Raw genomic sequence first — 13,997 nt, forward strand, 5'->3', positions numbered from 1 at the left:
CCTCGGCATTCTTTATGCCGGGGTTTTTATGCGAGGTAAGGGAGTATCATGTTATCAATTATTCGGTTCGCCGATAACCTCTCCGCTTGGTTTGGCAAATCATTTGCCTGGCTCATTTTGCTGATGTCGATTGGCACCGGTTACGAAGTGTTCGTGCGCTACGTCATGAACAACCCGACCGCATGGGCGCTGGATGTGTCGTTTATCATGTATGGAACGCTGTTCATGATGGGCGGGGCCTATACGCTGTCGCGGGGTGGGCATGTACGGGGCGATTTCCTGTACCGGCTTTTGCAGCCCAAGACCCAAGGCAAAATCGACATTGTCTTGTACATCGTGTTCTTCTTTCCCGGCGTTATCGCGTTGATCCTGGCCGGCTGGAAATATGCCGCCCGGTCGTGGCAATATGGCGAAGTGTCGGTCAACAGCCCCGCAGGCGTGCCGATCTACCAGTTCAAAGCGGTGATCGTAGCGGCGGGTATCTTGCTGTTTATTCAGGGCATTGGACAAGTATGCCGCTGCATCATCGCAATCAGAGACAACTATTGGGTAGAGGCCGACGAAGATGTTTTCGAGACCGAAGACCTTTTGATGCAAGAAGCCAATAAGGCCGAGAAAGACCATATCACATGACCGATCCGCATATTGCCCTGATGATGTTGGGCCTGTTCATCATCTTTGTTTTCCTAGGCTTCCCGATTGCATTCACGCTCATGGCGATGGGCATCGGCTTTGGCTATTACGCCTATTTCGATGCACGCCGCATGTGGCGCAGCTTTGACCGATTAGATGAAACCGCGGGGCAGTGGGACCAATGGTCAACCTGGTTCGAGGGGTTATTTAACAACCGAATATTCGATTTATTCGTGAACCAGACCTTTACGGTGATGTCGAACGAAGTTCTGACCGCCGTGCCGTTGTTTTTGTTCATGGGCTATATCGTCGAGCGGTCCAACATCGTTGACCGTCTGTTCACCACCTTGAACGTCGCGTCCAAAAACGTTCCCGGCTCCATGGGTGTTGCGGCGCTGATCACTTGCGCCTTGTTCGCGACGGCCACGGGGATCGTGGGGGCGGTTGTGACTTTGATGGGCTTGCTGGCGCTGCCTGCGATGCTCAAGGCACGGTATGATCCGTCTTTTGCGGCGGGCATCATCTGTGCGGGTGGTACCTTGGGTATTCTGATCCCGCCGTCGATCATGCTGATCGTTTATGCGGCCGCGACCAACGTCTCTATCGTGCGGCTTTATGCGGCGGCATTGCTGCCCGGCCTGACACTGGTGGGCCTGTATCTGGTCTATATCGTCGGTCGGTCGCTGATCCAGCCATCTTCGGCACCCCGACCCACTGACGACGAAGTGCCAGACATGCCGATGGGCAAACTGGTTTGGATGATCATCACTTCCTTTGTGCCGCTCGCCTTCCTGATCTTTGCGGTGCTGGGGTCCATCCTGTTCGGCCTTGCCACCCCGACCGAAGCGGCATCAATCGGCGCATTGGGCGGTATCTTTCTGGCCTTTATCTACCGCGCGATGACGTGGCAGCGGATGCGTGAAAGCGTCTATCTGACTCTGCGTACAACGGCGATGGTTTGCTGGTTGTTTGTCGGTTCCTATACCTTCTCGGCGGTGTTCTCGTATCTTGGCGGGGAACATGTGATTTCCGAGTTCGTTCAGGGCATGGACCTCACACCCATCCAGTTCCTGATCCTTGCACAGCTGATTATCTTCTTGCTGGGCTGGCCGCTGGAATGGTCCGAGATCATCATCATCTTCGTGCCGATCTTTCTGCCGCTTCTGGCCGTGTTCGGGATCGACCCGTTGTTCTTTGGGATATTGGTGGCGCTTAACCTGCAAACCAGTTTCCTGACGCCGCCCATGGCCATGTCGGCCTATTACCTCAAGGGGATCGCGCCGCCCGAACTCCGGTTGACGCAGATTTTCGCGGGGGTCATGCCGTTCCTGTTCTGCGTGATCCTGTCGATGGTGCTGATGTATATCTTCCCGTCGATCGTGTTCTATTTGCCGGAAATGTTCTATGGCAAATAAGGCCCAGCAATCGGATCGCACAGTGGCGTCACCCAGCGTGACGCTCCTGCGCGACCGTCTGGCATCCGGTGCGCTGGATGCCAGCGTCCTTGTCGAAAGCTATATCGCGCGGATCGAGGTCCGCGAGGCCGAGGTCGGCGCGTGGGCGTGGTTTGACGCCGATTTCGTTCGGGCGCAGGCCAAAACGCTGGATGCCCAACGCCGCGCGGGGCTGCCCTTGGGCCGTCTGCACGGGCTTCCGGTGGGGTTGAAAGACGTCATTGATACCCTGCGCATTCCGACTGAAAACGGCTGCGCGGGCGATGCGGGGCGGGTGCCTTTGCGCGACGCCTTTATCGTTGAACGCCTCAAGAAAGAGGGCGCGATCATCATGGGCAAGACGGTCACGACCGAACTTGCCTTCATGCATCCGGGCAAAACCGCCAACCCGCATAATCTGGCCCATACGCCGGGCGGGTCGTCGCAAGGGTCTGCCGCTGCTGTCGCTGATGGCATGGTGCCACTGGCGATTGGCACGCAAACCGGCGGGTCCGTGATACGACCTGCATCCTTTTGCGGCGTAACCGGGTACAAGCCGACATTCGGGGCGATCCCGCGGCGCGGGGTGCTGACCCAGTCGCCAACGCTGGACACCATCGGTGTTTTCGCCAGCGATCCGGCTGGTGCTGCCTTGCTGGCCGAAGTGCTGTTCGGCCATGATATCGACGACCCCGCAACCACGCTTGCCCCCACACCCGCGCTGCACGCCGCCGCCACATCCAAGCCACCGCTGGCACCTGTGTTCGGTTTCGTGCGCCCGCCCGGTTGGGAAGAAAGCGCAGAACCACAGCTGAAAGAAGCGTTCAACGAATTGATCGAAGCGCTTGGTGATCAGGCATTCGAATTGCCGCTGCCCTCGGTTTTCCAATCGGCGGCAGACCAGCGCAAGCTGATCAACTTTGCCGAAATGGCCTATCACTATTACCCCTATGCCCGCGACATGGGTGATACGCTGGGACAAGTGACCCGCGATGCGATTGCAGAAGGAAACGCGGTGCTTGCCCGCGATTACCAGTCGGCCTGCGATATGCCAAAGGTGCTGAACGCGGCCTTGGGCGAATTGCTGACCCGCTGCGATGCGTTGATCTGCCCGTCGGCAACCGGGCCAGCCCCGCTGGGTCTGGACACAACCGGCGATCCGATTTTCAACGGTCTGTGGACCTTTTGCGGCACACCTTGCATCAGCCTGCCGCTGCTCACCTCGCAAGAGGGGCTGCCGATGGGCGTCCAGCTGGTCGGGGAGCGTGGCAATGACGCGCGACTGATGCGTACCGCGCAATGGCTTTTCGACTGGGCCGATGGCGCAACACAATAAGGAATGACATGATATGAACCGCTTCCTCGCTCTTTTCGCCTTTTTCACGATCACTGTCTTCCTGCTGATTTTGGCGGTCAAGGTCCCCAGTCCGGACCTGGTGATCATCATCGTCGTGACCCTAGGGTTCGTGGCCTATGACTTTGCCACCTCAAGCAAAAACAAACGGGATTAACCATATGACCAAGCCGGTGATCTGGATCACACGCAGCCTTTCGGCGGCGACGCTCAACCGTGCGCGCCGCGATTACGAGGTTATCTGGGACCCTGCCGATGCACCGGGCAGCGCCGAAGATATCATCGCGATGAGCGCCAAGGTCGACGGGATCATCCCGTGCCATTCCGAACATTTCAGCGCGGATGTCGTGGCCCGTCTTGACCCGCGGCTTCGCATCGTCGCGAACCATTCTGTCGGCGTGGATCATTGCGATCTGCCCGCGCTGCGCGCCAAGGGGATCACGGTCACCAACACGCCCGGCGTGCTGTCGGATGCCACCGCCGAACTGGCGATGATGCTGATGCTGGGGGCCGCACGTCATGCGGTTGCCGGCGACCGCACGGTGCGGTCCGGCGCATGGGATTTCTGGTCGCCCGCCTTTCTGGTGGGCAAGCAGGTCACCGGCGCACGGCTGGGGATTATCGGCATGGGCGGCGTGGGCCGCGCTTTTGCCCGCAAGGCGCGCGGGTTCGATATGGAAATCCACTATCACAACCGCAGCCGCCTGTCCGAGGCAGACGAGGCAGGGGCCACCTATCACGAAAACCTTGATGATCTGTTGGCGGTGTCCGATTTCCTGTCGCTGCATTGCCCTGCCACGCCTGAAACGACCGGATTGATGAACGCCGACCGCCTTGCGAAGCTACCGCAGGGATGTGTGATCGTGAACACCGCACGGGGCAATCTGATCGACGAAGCGGCGCTGCTGCAAGCCGTCGAATCCGGCCATGTCGGGGCGGCGGGTCTGGATTGTTTCGTCACTGAACCCGGCGGCAATCCGGCATTTGCGCAGCACGAGAACATCATGATGATGCCCCATGTCGGCAGTGCCACTGTCAAGACGCGCGATGCGATGGGGTTCAAGGCGCTGGATAATCTGGATGCGTTTTTTCGCGGTGACACGCCACCGGACAAGCTGTGATCAACAAACCGTCAGGGGCGGGCAGGCGGCACCCTAGCTGTTGAAATTCGCCATCAACTGATGGAATTTTTCGCCCTGAACGGCCACGTGGTTGCGCAAAACTGTCGCGACCTTTTCCGCATCTTCGGCTTCAAGCGCCTCTACGATCTGGCGGTGTTCGGCCATAGACTGGCCCATGCGGCCGCGAAACCGCAGTTGCATTTTGCGGTAGGCGCGCAGCTTGTTCTGCAACCGCAAGGCTTGTTTTTCCAGATACCCGTTCGCTGACCCGCGATAGATGATCTGGTGGAATTTCTCGTTCTCGGCATAGTATTGCGCGTGGTCATTCTGGGTGATCGCCTCTTGGCAGCGGGCGTTTGCCTCGGCCAGTTGTTGCAATCCCTGCTCTGTCATTCTTGATGCGGCCAGCCGCCCGCAGGACGCTTCCAGCTCGGCCATCATCTCGAACATCTCCATCAGCTCGACGGGGCCGGGCTGGCGCACGAAAACGCCACGGCGCGGAATCTGTTCGGCGATTCCGGCGGCAACAAGCACCTGAAGCGCCTCGCGGACGGGGGTACGTGACACACAAAACTGTTCGGCAAGTTTCACTTCGTCCAGACGTTCGCCGTCGCGATATTTACCTGCAAACACAAGCTGTTCCAGTGTTTCGGCGATCTTGTCTGCGCGTCTGATTTCCATGGGTGCTTTGTAACAGCAGGCGAAAAACAATGCAATATGGAAGAAATTGTATACAAGAAATTTGACTTGGAATGCAAAACGTGGAAAGCATGACATCGTAGAACCGGGGCGTTTGACCTTGGTCACATTCTGGGAGGAATATATGAAATTTACTGCACTCAAGGCAGCCGTGACGCTTGCCTGTTTTACGCTTGGTTCGGCCGCTCATGCTGAAACCCTGCGTCTGTCCCACCAATGGTCGAACGCCGATGTGCGCAATCAGGTCGCACAGATCGTTGCTGATGGTGTCAAGGCGGCGGATGTGGATCTGGAGATCCAGATTTTCGGATCAAAGTCGCTGTTCAAGCCGCGCGAACAATACCGCCCCCTCAGCAGCGGGCAGCTGGATATGACCGTTCTGCCGCTAAGCTATGCGGGTGGACAACAGCCTGCGTTTAACCTGACGTTGATGCCCGGTCTGGTGAAAAACCACGATCACGCCGCCCGTCTGAGCGCCTCGCCCTTCATGGCCGCGCTCGAAGAGAAAATGGCCGATGACGATGTCATGGTTCTGGTTCACGGCTATCTGGCTGGCGGTTTTGTCGGCAAAGACAAATGCATCACCAAGCCCGAAGACGTACAGGGCCTGCAAACCCGCGCGGCGGGCAAGGCGTTTGAACAAATGCTGGCCGGGGCAGGGGCGTCCATCGCCTCGATGGCCTCGTCCGAGATTTACAACGCCATGCAAACCGGCGTTTTGACAGCGGCCAACACGTCGTCGTCTTCCTTCGTGTCCTACCGGATTTACGAACAGGTGTCGTGCTATACCCCTGCGGGCGATGTGGCGTTGTGGTTCATGTACCAGCCATTGTTGATGAACAAATCCAAGTTCGAGAGCCTGACAGAACCGCAGCAAAAAGCATTGCTGGATGCATCGGCCAAAGCGCAGGCCTTCTATCTGGAAGAAGCCAAAAAGCAGGATGCAGAATCCGAGCAGGTGTTCCGTGATGCGGGCGTAGAGATTGCGCAGATGACACAGGCCGACTTTGACGCATGGCGCGCCCTGGCGCAGGAAACATCGTACAAAGCGTTCGTGGCAGATGTGCCGGACGGTCAAGCGTTGCTCGATATGGCGTTCGCGGTCGAATAAACTTCTCAAGGAAGGCTGCACATTTGCGGCCTTCCTTGCACATCTCAAATTCTCAAACTTCTAAGGATGGTGTTATGGCGGGCCAAAGCTCGGCCGTCGCTGCGCGGACAGGGGATAATCTGTTCTTGCGTGTTGTGGCTGCTCTTTCAACGGTTGCAGGTTGGTGTTCGGCGGCGATGATCGTCGCTGCGGTGGGCATTACCTGTCAGATGATCTTTATCCGTTTTGTGCTGAACGGATCGACCGTCTGGCAAACCGAGGCGGTGATCTATCTGGCCATTGCGTCAACGCTGGTCGGTCTGCCCTATGTGCAGCGTTTGCGCGGGCATGTGAATGTCGATCTGGTCCCGCTGTCGATGGGGCCGCGTGCGCGCTATTTCATGGCGATTTTCACCTTGTCGCTGTCCACCGTCATGGTCGCGATCATGCTGTGGCACGGCTATGAATTCTGGCACCTGGCGTTTGAACGCAACTGGAAATCCGACACCATCTGGGGGGTCCGTTTGTGGATACCCTATGCTGCGCTGCCCATCGGATTTGCGCTGTTTTTATTGCAACTGATTGCCGACCTGATCGCGGTTATCCTGAAAATTGATAAGCCGTTCGGCTTGGAGGACAGCTAATGGATCCGCTTACACTTGGTGCGTTTGTCGCCTTTAGCACGATTATCGTTCTGTTTTCCGGTGTGTCTGTAGCCCTTGGCCTGCTGATCGTGTCGACCGGATTTCTGATGATCTTTGACGGGATGCGGTCGCTTGAATTGCTGCCCGAAATCCTGTTTGGAAAGCTGGACAACTTTGCGCTTTTGTCGATCCCGATGTTTATCATCATGGGCTCGTCTATCGCCTCCACACGCGCAGGGGCCGACCTGTACGAGGCGCTTGAACGCTGGCTGACCCGCGTGCCGGGCGGGCTGGTGATTTCGAACCTCGGGGCCTGTGCACTGTTTGCCGCGATGTCCGGGTCCAGCCCCGCAACCTGTGCCGCGATTGGCAAGATGGGCATCCCCGAGATGCGCAAACGCGGCTATCCCGACGGTGTGGCGGCCGGATCTATTGCGGCAGGGGGCACCTTGGGCATTCTGATCCCGCCCTCGGTCACGATGATTGTTTACGGCATTGCCACGGAAACCTCGATCGGGCGGCTGTTTCTGGCGGGGGTGATCCCGGGTCTGATGTTGGTGGCGCTGTTCATGGCGTGGTCGCTTTATTCCACCTGGAAGTCCGGGAACCGTGAATTGCTGGCGACGGGCAACTATACGTGGAAGGAAAAGTTCGAGATCCTGCCGCGCGTCCTGCCGTTTCTGTTTATCATTCTGGGGGTGCTTTACGCGATGTATGGCGGTGTTGCGACACCGTCTGAAACCGCCGCCGTGGGCGCGCTTTTGTGCCTGCTGATCGCGATGGTGATCTATAAGCTGTGGAACCCGCGTGACCTGTGGGTCGTGCTGCGCGACAGCACCAAGGAAAGCGTGATGATCCTGTTCATCATCGCCGCTGCCGGGGTGTTTTCCTATATGCTCTCAAGCCTTTACATCACGCAATCCATCGCCACCTGGATCGGCACTCTGGATGTGAACCCTTGGGTGTTGATGGGCTTTGTCAACGTATTCTTGCTGATTGCGGGCTTCTTTTTGCCTCCGGTCGCGGTGATATTGATGGCGGCACCGATCTTGTTGCCGATCATCACTACGGCGGGGTTTGATCCGATCTGGTTCGCGGTGGTGTTGACCATCAACATGGAAATCGGGCTGATTTCCCCGCCTGTCGGGCTGAACCTCTATGTGATCAACGGCATTGCGCCTGACATCTCGCTCAAGACCATTTTGATGGGGTCCTTGCCCTTTGTGGCCTGCATGGTGCTGGCGATCATCTTGCTCTGCGTCTTTCCCGGCCTTGCCACATGGTTGCCGGACGCGGTGATGGGGGCGGCGGTATGAGCTTTATCGCGGGCCTTTTCGCGTCGGTGTTTGAACGCAGCCATCGCAAGGCCATCAAGGACGAGGTCGAAGGCCATACAACGGCCGATCTGTGTCTCAAGCTGTTGGGCAGCCAGGGTGAAGTGTCGGGAAGCACCCTGGCCCGCCTGATCCTTGACCGCTACGGCGCGATGGATGCCGCCGAGAAGCTGGCGTTTTTCGAATTCATGACCCACGGTCTTGAGATCGACGCGCAGGCGGTCACTGAAACGCTCAAGACCTACAAAGACGCCCCGTCCAAGCAAAGCTACCGCGCCTTTGCCAGCGCCTGCGAACCGCGCCGTCAGGAATTGACCCGGCGCTTGAATCAGGTGCCGGGCGGCACGGGGCAGTTGGTGGCCATGCGCAAGGATTTGCTGGGATTGCTGCGCGATCACCCGTTGCTGGAACCGCTTGATGTCGATCTTCAACATCTGTTTGCCTCGTGGTTCAACCGTGGCTTTCTGGTGCTGCGCCCGATCAACTGGTCCAGCCCTGCGCAAATTCTGGAAAAGATCATCGCCTACGAGGCCGTGCACGCCATCGACAGCTGGGATGACCTGCGCCGTCGGGTGCAGCCCGCTGACAGACGGTGTTTCGGCTTTTTTCACCCCGCAATGCAGGACGAGCCGCTGATTTTCGTCGAAGTCGCGCTGACCAAAGGCACCCCGAATTCGGTCCAGAACCTGCTGGCAAACGGGCGCAACGCGATCAGCGCCGATGACGCGGATACTGCGGTGTTCTATTCGATTTCGAACTGTCAGGCCGGGCTTGCAGGCATTTCCTTTGGCAATTCGCTGATCAAACAGGTGGCAGCGGATTTGTCGCGCGACCTGCCGGGGCTCAAGACATTTGTCACCTTGTCGCCTATTCCGGGACTGAACAAATGGCTGGCCGCGACCTGCACCGTGATCCCGAAAGATGCGGAGCAAACGGCAGTGGCCGCCCATTACCTGCTCGAGGCGAAGCGCCCCGATGGCACCCCCCTTGACCCTGTTGCGCGGTTCCATCTGGGCAATGGTGCCATGGTACACGCAGTTCACGCAGGTGCGGATGTGTCGCCAAACGGGATGAAGCAGTCGAATGGCGCGATGGTCAACTATCTGTACGATCTGTCGCAGATATCAAAAAACCACGAACAATTCGTGAGTGAAAAAACGGTTGTTGCATCCGCAGACGTCCGCGCGCTAAGCGCCACCATAATGTCTGAAGCATAGGAATTTGAAAAATGGCTAATCCGCTTTTTGATAGTCTTTTTGGGAAACACGCTGGCAAGTCGCAGGTGTTTTTGCACCTGCCGGACGGGCAGACCATCACCTATGCCGACTTCCTGCGCATGGCCGCGCAATACGCCGGTGCCTTGACCAAATTCGGCCTTGTCCCCGGTGACCGTCTGGCCGTGCAAATCGCCAAATCCCCGCAAGCTCTGGCCGTCTATGCCGCCTGTGCGCAAGCCGGCGTTATCTTTTTGCCGCTCAACACGGCCTACACCCCCGAAGAGGTGTCGTATTTCGTTGAAAACAGCGGGGCACGGTTGGTGCTGTGCGATCAGTCCAAACACGCAGGCATGGTCCCCGTGGCCAAGGCCTGCGGTGCTAAACTGGCGACGATGAATGCGGACGGGTCGGGCACATTTGCCGATGTGGCAGCCACCATGCCCGACAGCTTTGCCACCGTTGACCGCAGCCTGGATGATCTGGCGGCGTTTTTGTACACTTCGGGCACCACCGGCCGTTCCAAAGGGGCGATGCTGACCCAAGGCAACCTGCTGTCGAATGCGCAAACCTTGGTGGCCGAATGGCAATTCACACAAGACGATGTTTTGCTGCATGCCCTACCGATCTTTCACACCCACGGCCTGTTTGTGGCGTCGAACATCACCTTGCTTGCGGGCGGCCAGATGATCTTTCTGCCCGCCTTTAACGTCGATCAGATCATTGAACATCTGCCCAAAGCGACGACGCTGATGGGCGTGCCGACCTTTTACACGCGGTTGCTGGGCGACAAGCGGTTCACCAAGGAACTGGTGGCGCATATGCGGTTGTTCGTTTCCGGCAGCGCACCGCTTTTGGCCGAAACCCATGTGCAGTTTGAAAAGCTGACCGGCCTGCGCATCCTTGAACGCTATGGCATGACCGAAACCAACATGAACACCTCCAACCCCTATGCGGGCGAACGGCGGGCGGGCACTGTCGGCTTTCCATTGCCGGGGGTGGAGCTGAAGATCACCGACAGCAAGACCGGTGAAACCTTGCCCCAGGGCGAGATCGGCGAGATCGAAGTCCGTGGGCCAAACGTGTTCAAGGGCTATTGGCAGATGCCGGAAAAGACCGCCGAGGAACTGCGCCCGGACGGGTTCTTTATCACCGGCGATTTGGGGCAGATCGACGAAGACGGCTATGTCAGTATCGTCGGGCGCAACAAGGATCTGATCATTTCGGGTGGCTACAACATCTATCCCAAGGAAATCGAACTGCTGCTGGACGAGGAAGAAAACGTGCTGGAATCCGCTGTGATCGGCGTGCCGCATCCCGATTTCGGGGAAACGGTCGTCGCGATTCTGGTGCCGTCACCCGATGGCCAGCCCGATCTGGATGCGATCAAGGCACATATCGCCACCTCGCTGGCGCGGTTCAAACATCCGCAAAAGATGATCGTGATGCCCGAACTGCCCCGCAACACCATGGGCAAAGTGCAGAAAAAAGCGCTGCGAGACCAGTTCAAGGACTTGTTTACAGGCTGATACAGTCGCGGCGCGCAGGTCACGGCTTGCCTTGATCCCGTGCGCCGCTATTTGACCTCTCATGGATCCAAAGACGCTTTCCCCCGCCCATATCGACGACATCGTGCAGATGGCGCTGTCTGACCATGTCAGCTTTGCCGATATCAAAGGCGAATACGGCTTGGGCGACAAACAGGTAAAGGCGCTGATGCGCGAAAGCCTGAAGCCCGGCAGCTACCGTGCGTGGCGCAGACGGGTGCGGGCCTTTGGCGACCGTCGCGAACAGTATAAATAGGCGGCTGTTAGCGGGCGTCCACCAAGATCTCGACAAGTTCTGACTGTGACAGGGCAAAGGGGTTTCCCTTCATCGACGACGCCCCGGCCGAAGCCTGCGCGATGTCGTCCAGATCGGCCTTGATCACGCCCATTTCTGCCAGCCCCCGCAGGCCCATCTTGCGCGACCATGCTTTCAACTGCGCCAGCCCCGCACCATCAGTGCCGTCGCCGAACTGAAGGTCGATCTGCACCAAAACCCAGATCAGGCGGCGGTGAAGCTCTGTCCCGGCCTCTGCCTTGCGCATATGGGAGGCCAGAACCGCCGGTAAAAGCGCGCCGCAGATTTCGCCATGGGGTGCGTTGGTTCTGCCGCCGATCACACCGGCAAAACCATGCACAGCCCCCAGACCGGCATTGGCCAGCGCCAGCCCGCCCCAAGTGCTGACCCGCGCCATATCATCCCAAGCAGCGGGCGCATCGTTTTCGACCAACTCCCTGATCGCGCCAAGGCCGGTGGGGATGGCCGACAGGCACAGGGCATCGGTCATCGGGTTTGCCTTGATCGAAAGATAGGGTTCGATGACTTGGGTAATGGCATCGAGCCCCGCCGCAAGCGCAACGCGGCGCGGGGCCCCTTGCATCAAACCGGCATCGACGATGGCAATGTCGGGGATCATCCTCTGGTCGCGCAGGCTGACCTTGATACCCTGTTCGGGCACCGAAATCACCGCGTTCTTGGTGACCTCTGCGCCGGTGCCAGCGGTGGTGGGCAGCGCGATCATGGGCAGCGGGGCGTGGTCAAGCGGGCGTCCGGTTCCCACGACCTCCAGATAGTCTTGCGGCGGGGCAGAGCAGGGGATCAGTGCCGCCAGTGCCTTGCCAAAATCAATCACCGCGCCGCCGCCCAAGGCGATAACGACATCAGGGGAAAACCCTTTGAGGTCGGCCAAGGCCCCTTCGATATCGGGCAGGCTGGGTTCGGTTTTGCAGGCAAGGGTCCGCACCGTCAGTCCGGTCTGTTTGCACCCGTCGATCAGCCATTTTGCCCGTCGCACGGTCGCCCCGTGGACCAACAGCACATTGCCCCCGAATGCTTTTGCCAAATCGGGGGTTTGCGCGCTTTGAGCCCGGCCAAAGTGGATCGCTTGGGGGCTGAAGAATGAAAACATGCGAAAGATCCTTGTGCAGTGGCGGGCAATCAGACGCTGAGCGTAGCCTGAACGGCCCGTTTCCACGCGCTGTATTTTTGATCGCGCAGGGGTTCGTCCATGTGGGGGGCAAATTGCGTCTCGCGGGCCCATGCGGCGGCAAAGCCTTGTTGATCGGGGTAAACCCCCGCCCGCATCCCCGCCAGCCACGCCACACCAAGGGCCGTGGTTTCGTGGTTCACCGGGCGGTCCACGGGGGCTGCGATGATGTCGGACAGAAACTGCATCGCCCAGTCATTTGCCGACATGCCACCATCCACGCGCAAGGTGGGCTGTACGCCAGTGGCTTTCCAATCTGCCGAAATCGCCTCGAGCAGGTCACGGGTCTGGAAGCCGACGCTTTCTAGGGCCGCCTTGGCCATCTCGGCAGGGCCGGTGCCACGGGTCAGCCCAAAGGTGGCCCCGCGGCAATCAGGGTTCCAATAGGGCGCGCCAAGGCCGACAAAGGCAGGCACAAGGATAACGTTTTGATGCGGATCGGCCTGTTCGGCCAGCGCTTGGGTCTGTGCCGCGTCCGAGATGATTTTCAACCCGTCCCGTAGCCATTGCACCACAGCACCGGCGACAAAAATAGACCCCTCAAGCGCGTAGGTGGGTTTGCCGTCCAGTTGATAGGCGATGGTCGTCAGCAAGCGGTTGTTCGATTGCACAGGCGTGTCGCCGGTATTGAGCAGCGCAAAACACCCCGTGCCATAGGTCGATTTCAACATGCCCGGTTCAAAGCAGGCCTGCCCGATGGTGGCTGCCTGCTGGTCGCCCGCAACGCCGTAGATCGGGACCGCACTGCCAAGGATACCGGCTTGTGTCAGGCCGAAATCGGCGGCGCAATCCTTGACCTCGGGCAGCATTTCCATGGGGATGTTGAGCAGGCCGCAGATGGTCTGGCTCCACCGGCCTTTGTGAATGTCATAGAGCATGGTGCGCGCGGCATTGGTGGCGTCGGTGGCATGGACGGCCCCGCCGGTCAGCTTCCAGATCAGAAAACAATCGACAGTGCCAAACAGCAATTCGCCCTTGGCGGCGCGGTCGCGGGCACCGTCAACATGGTCTAGAATCCAGCCCAGTTTGCTGGCCGAAAAATACGGGTCCAGCAACAGGCCGGTGCGTGCGGTGATCATCGGTTCGTGACCGGCATCGCGCAGGGTCCGACAGGTGTCGGCTGTGCGGCGGTCTTGCCAGACGATGGCGTTGTAAATGGGGGTGCCTGTTGTCTTGTCCCAGACAATGACGGTTTCGCGCTGGTTGGTGATGCCGATGCCGGAAATATCAGATGCAGCAATGCCCGCGCCTGCAATGGCATCGCGGCAGGTCGCGACGGTGGTGTCCCACAAATTCGCGGGGTCATGTTCAACCCAGCCCGATTGCGGAAAATGCTGGGGGAATTCTTGCTGCGCTTGGGCGGTCACAGCCATCGCGCCATCAAATACGATCGCACGGGTCGACGTTGTGCCCTGATCAATTGCAAGAATATAGGTCATGTGAA

14 protein-coding genes are annotated in these 13,997 nt (G+C 58.8%); 11 read left to right on the top strand and 3 right to left on the bottom strand.

Translation table 11 applies throughout. From position 1 onward, the window contains the following. Window positions 1-48 precede the first annotated feature (48 nt). Genes ACSQ13_RS03355 through ACSQ13_RS03375 form a run of 5 tightly spaced genes read left to right on the top strand, consistent with a single transcriptional unit; the run spans window position 49 to window position 4,541 of the window. The gene (locus tag ACSQ13_RS03355; RefSeq protein WP_176248437.1) at window positions 49-633 is read left to right on the top strand and encodes a TRAP transporter small permease subunit; all 585 of its coding nucleotides are present in this window, start codon (window positions 49-51) and stop codon (window positions 631-633) included. Then, the gene (locus ACSQ13_RS03360; RefSeq protein ID WP_176248436.1) at window positions 630-2,048 is read left to right on the top strand and encodes a TRAP transporter large permease; all 1,419 of its coding nucleotides are present in this window, start codon (window positions 630-632) and stop codon (window positions 2,046-2,048) included. The genes ACSQ13_RS03355 and ACSQ13_RS03360 overlap by 4 nt, the downstream gene beginning before the upstream one ends. Continuing rightward, window positions 2,038-3,402: an amidase gene (locus ACSQ13_RS03365; protein WP_295513021.1), complete on the top strand. Its 1,365-nt coding sequence runs from the start codon at window positions 2,038-2,040 to the stop codon at window positions 3,400-3,402. Before ACSQ13_RS03360 ends, ACSQ13_RS03365 begins: the two co-directional genes overlap by 11 nt. Window positions 3,403-3,415: 13 nt before the next feature. Next, entirely contained in the window at window positions 3,416-3,577 is a 162-nt protein-coding gene (locus ACSQ13_RS03370) for a hypothetical protein (protein ID WP_295513022.1), read from the top strand. Window positions 3,578-3,581: 4 nt separating this feature from the next. Continuing rightward, complete coding sequence (locus tag ACSQ13_RS03375; protein WP_295513024.1) at window positions 3,582-4,541, top strand: 2-hydroxyacid dehydrogenase; 960 nt, start codon at window positions 3,582-3,584, stop codon at window positions 4,539-4,541. 33 nt (window positions 4,542-4,574) lie between these two features. Here ACSQ13_RS03375 and ACSQ13_RS03380 read toward each other — a convergent pair whose 3' ends face one another. Next, on the bottom strand, window positions 4,575-5,222 hold the full coding sequence (locus ACSQ13_RS03380) for a GntR family transcriptional regulator (RefSeq protein ID WP_176248432.1): 648 nt from the start codon (window positions 5,220-5,222) through the stop codon (window positions 4,575-4,577). Between the two features lie 142 nt (window positions 5,223-5,364). Between ACSQ13_RS03380 and dctP the strand changes: the two genes are divergently transcribed. The 6 genes from dctP (at window position 5,365) to ACSQ13_RS03410 (ending at window position 11,325) form a co-directional block, all read left to right on the top strand. Next, complete coding sequence (dctP, locus tag ACSQ13_RS03385; protein ID WP_295513025.1) at window positions 5,365-6,351, top strand: TRAP transporter substrate-binding protein DctP; 987 nt, start codon at window positions 5,365-5,367, stop codon at window positions 6,349-6,351. Window positions 6,352-6,425: 74 nt separating this feature from the next. Then, window positions 6,426-6,974 (top strand): TRAP transporter small permease, encoded by a 549-nt coding sequence (locus tag ACSQ13_RS03390; protein WP_176248430.1) that lies wholly within the window; start codon window positions 6,426-6,428, stop codon window positions 6,972-6,974. Continuing rightward, window positions 6,974-8,290, top strand: coding sequence for a TRAP transporter large permease (locus tag ACSQ13_RS03395; protein WP_176248429.1), 1,317 nt, complete (start codon window positions 6,974-6,976; stop codon window positions 8,288-8,290). The genes ACSQ13_RS03390 and ACSQ13_RS03395 overlap by 1 nt, the downstream gene beginning before the upstream one ends. Continuing rightward, a complete protein-coding gene (locus ACSQ13_RS03400; protein WP_295513026.1) occupies window positions 8,287-9,525 on the top strand; it encodes a malonyl-CoA decarboxylase in 1,239 nt (412 codons plus the stop codon). Before ACSQ13_RS03395 ends, ACSQ13_RS03400 begins: the two co-directional genes overlap by 4 nt. Window positions 9,526-9,536: 11 nt before the next feature. Continuing rightward, window positions 9,537-11,051 carry a malonate--CoA ligase gene (locus ACSQ13_RS03405; protein ID WP_295513027.1) on the top strand — a complete coding sequence of 505 codons (1,515 nt, stop codon included), beginning with the start codon at window positions 9,537-9,539 and terminating at the stop codon, window positions 11,049-11,051. Between the two features lie 61 nt (window positions 11,052-11,112). Continuing rightward, the gene (locus tag ACSQ13_RS03410) at window positions 11,113-11,325 is read left to right on the top strand and encodes a DUF2805 domain-containing protein (protein WP_295513029.1); all 213 of its coding nucleotides are present in this window, start codon (window positions 11,113-11,115) and stop codon (window positions 11,323-11,325) included. A 7-nt stretch (window positions 11,326-11,332) separates the two neighbouring features. Here the strand turns inward: ACSQ13_RS03410 and ACSQ13_RS03415 are convergent, their stop codons facing one another. Both ACSQ13_RS03415 and glpK read right to left on the bottom strand, forming a co-directional pair. Continuing rightward, the gene (locus ACSQ13_RS03415) at window positions 11,333-12,475 is read right to left on the bottom strand and encodes an iron-containing alcohol dehydrogenase (protein WP_295513030.1); all 1,143 of its coding nucleotides are present in this window, start codon (window positions 12,473-12,475) and stop codon (window positions 11,333-11,335) included. 29 nt (window positions 12,476-12,504) lie between these two features. Further along, window positions 12,505-13,992, bottom strand: a complete 1,488-nt coding sequence (glpK, locus tag ACSQ13_RS03420; protein ID WP_435988147.1) for a glycerol kinase GlpK — start codon at window positions 13,990-13,992, stop codon at window positions 12,505-12,507. Between the last annotated feature and the right edge of the window lie 5 nt (window positions 13,993-13,997).

It is taken from the genome of Sulfitobacter sp. SH22 (assembly GCF_965641905.1).
Classification (GTDB): Bacteria; Pseudomonadota; Alphaproteobacteria; order Rhodobacterales; family Rhodobacteraceae; genus Sulfitobacter.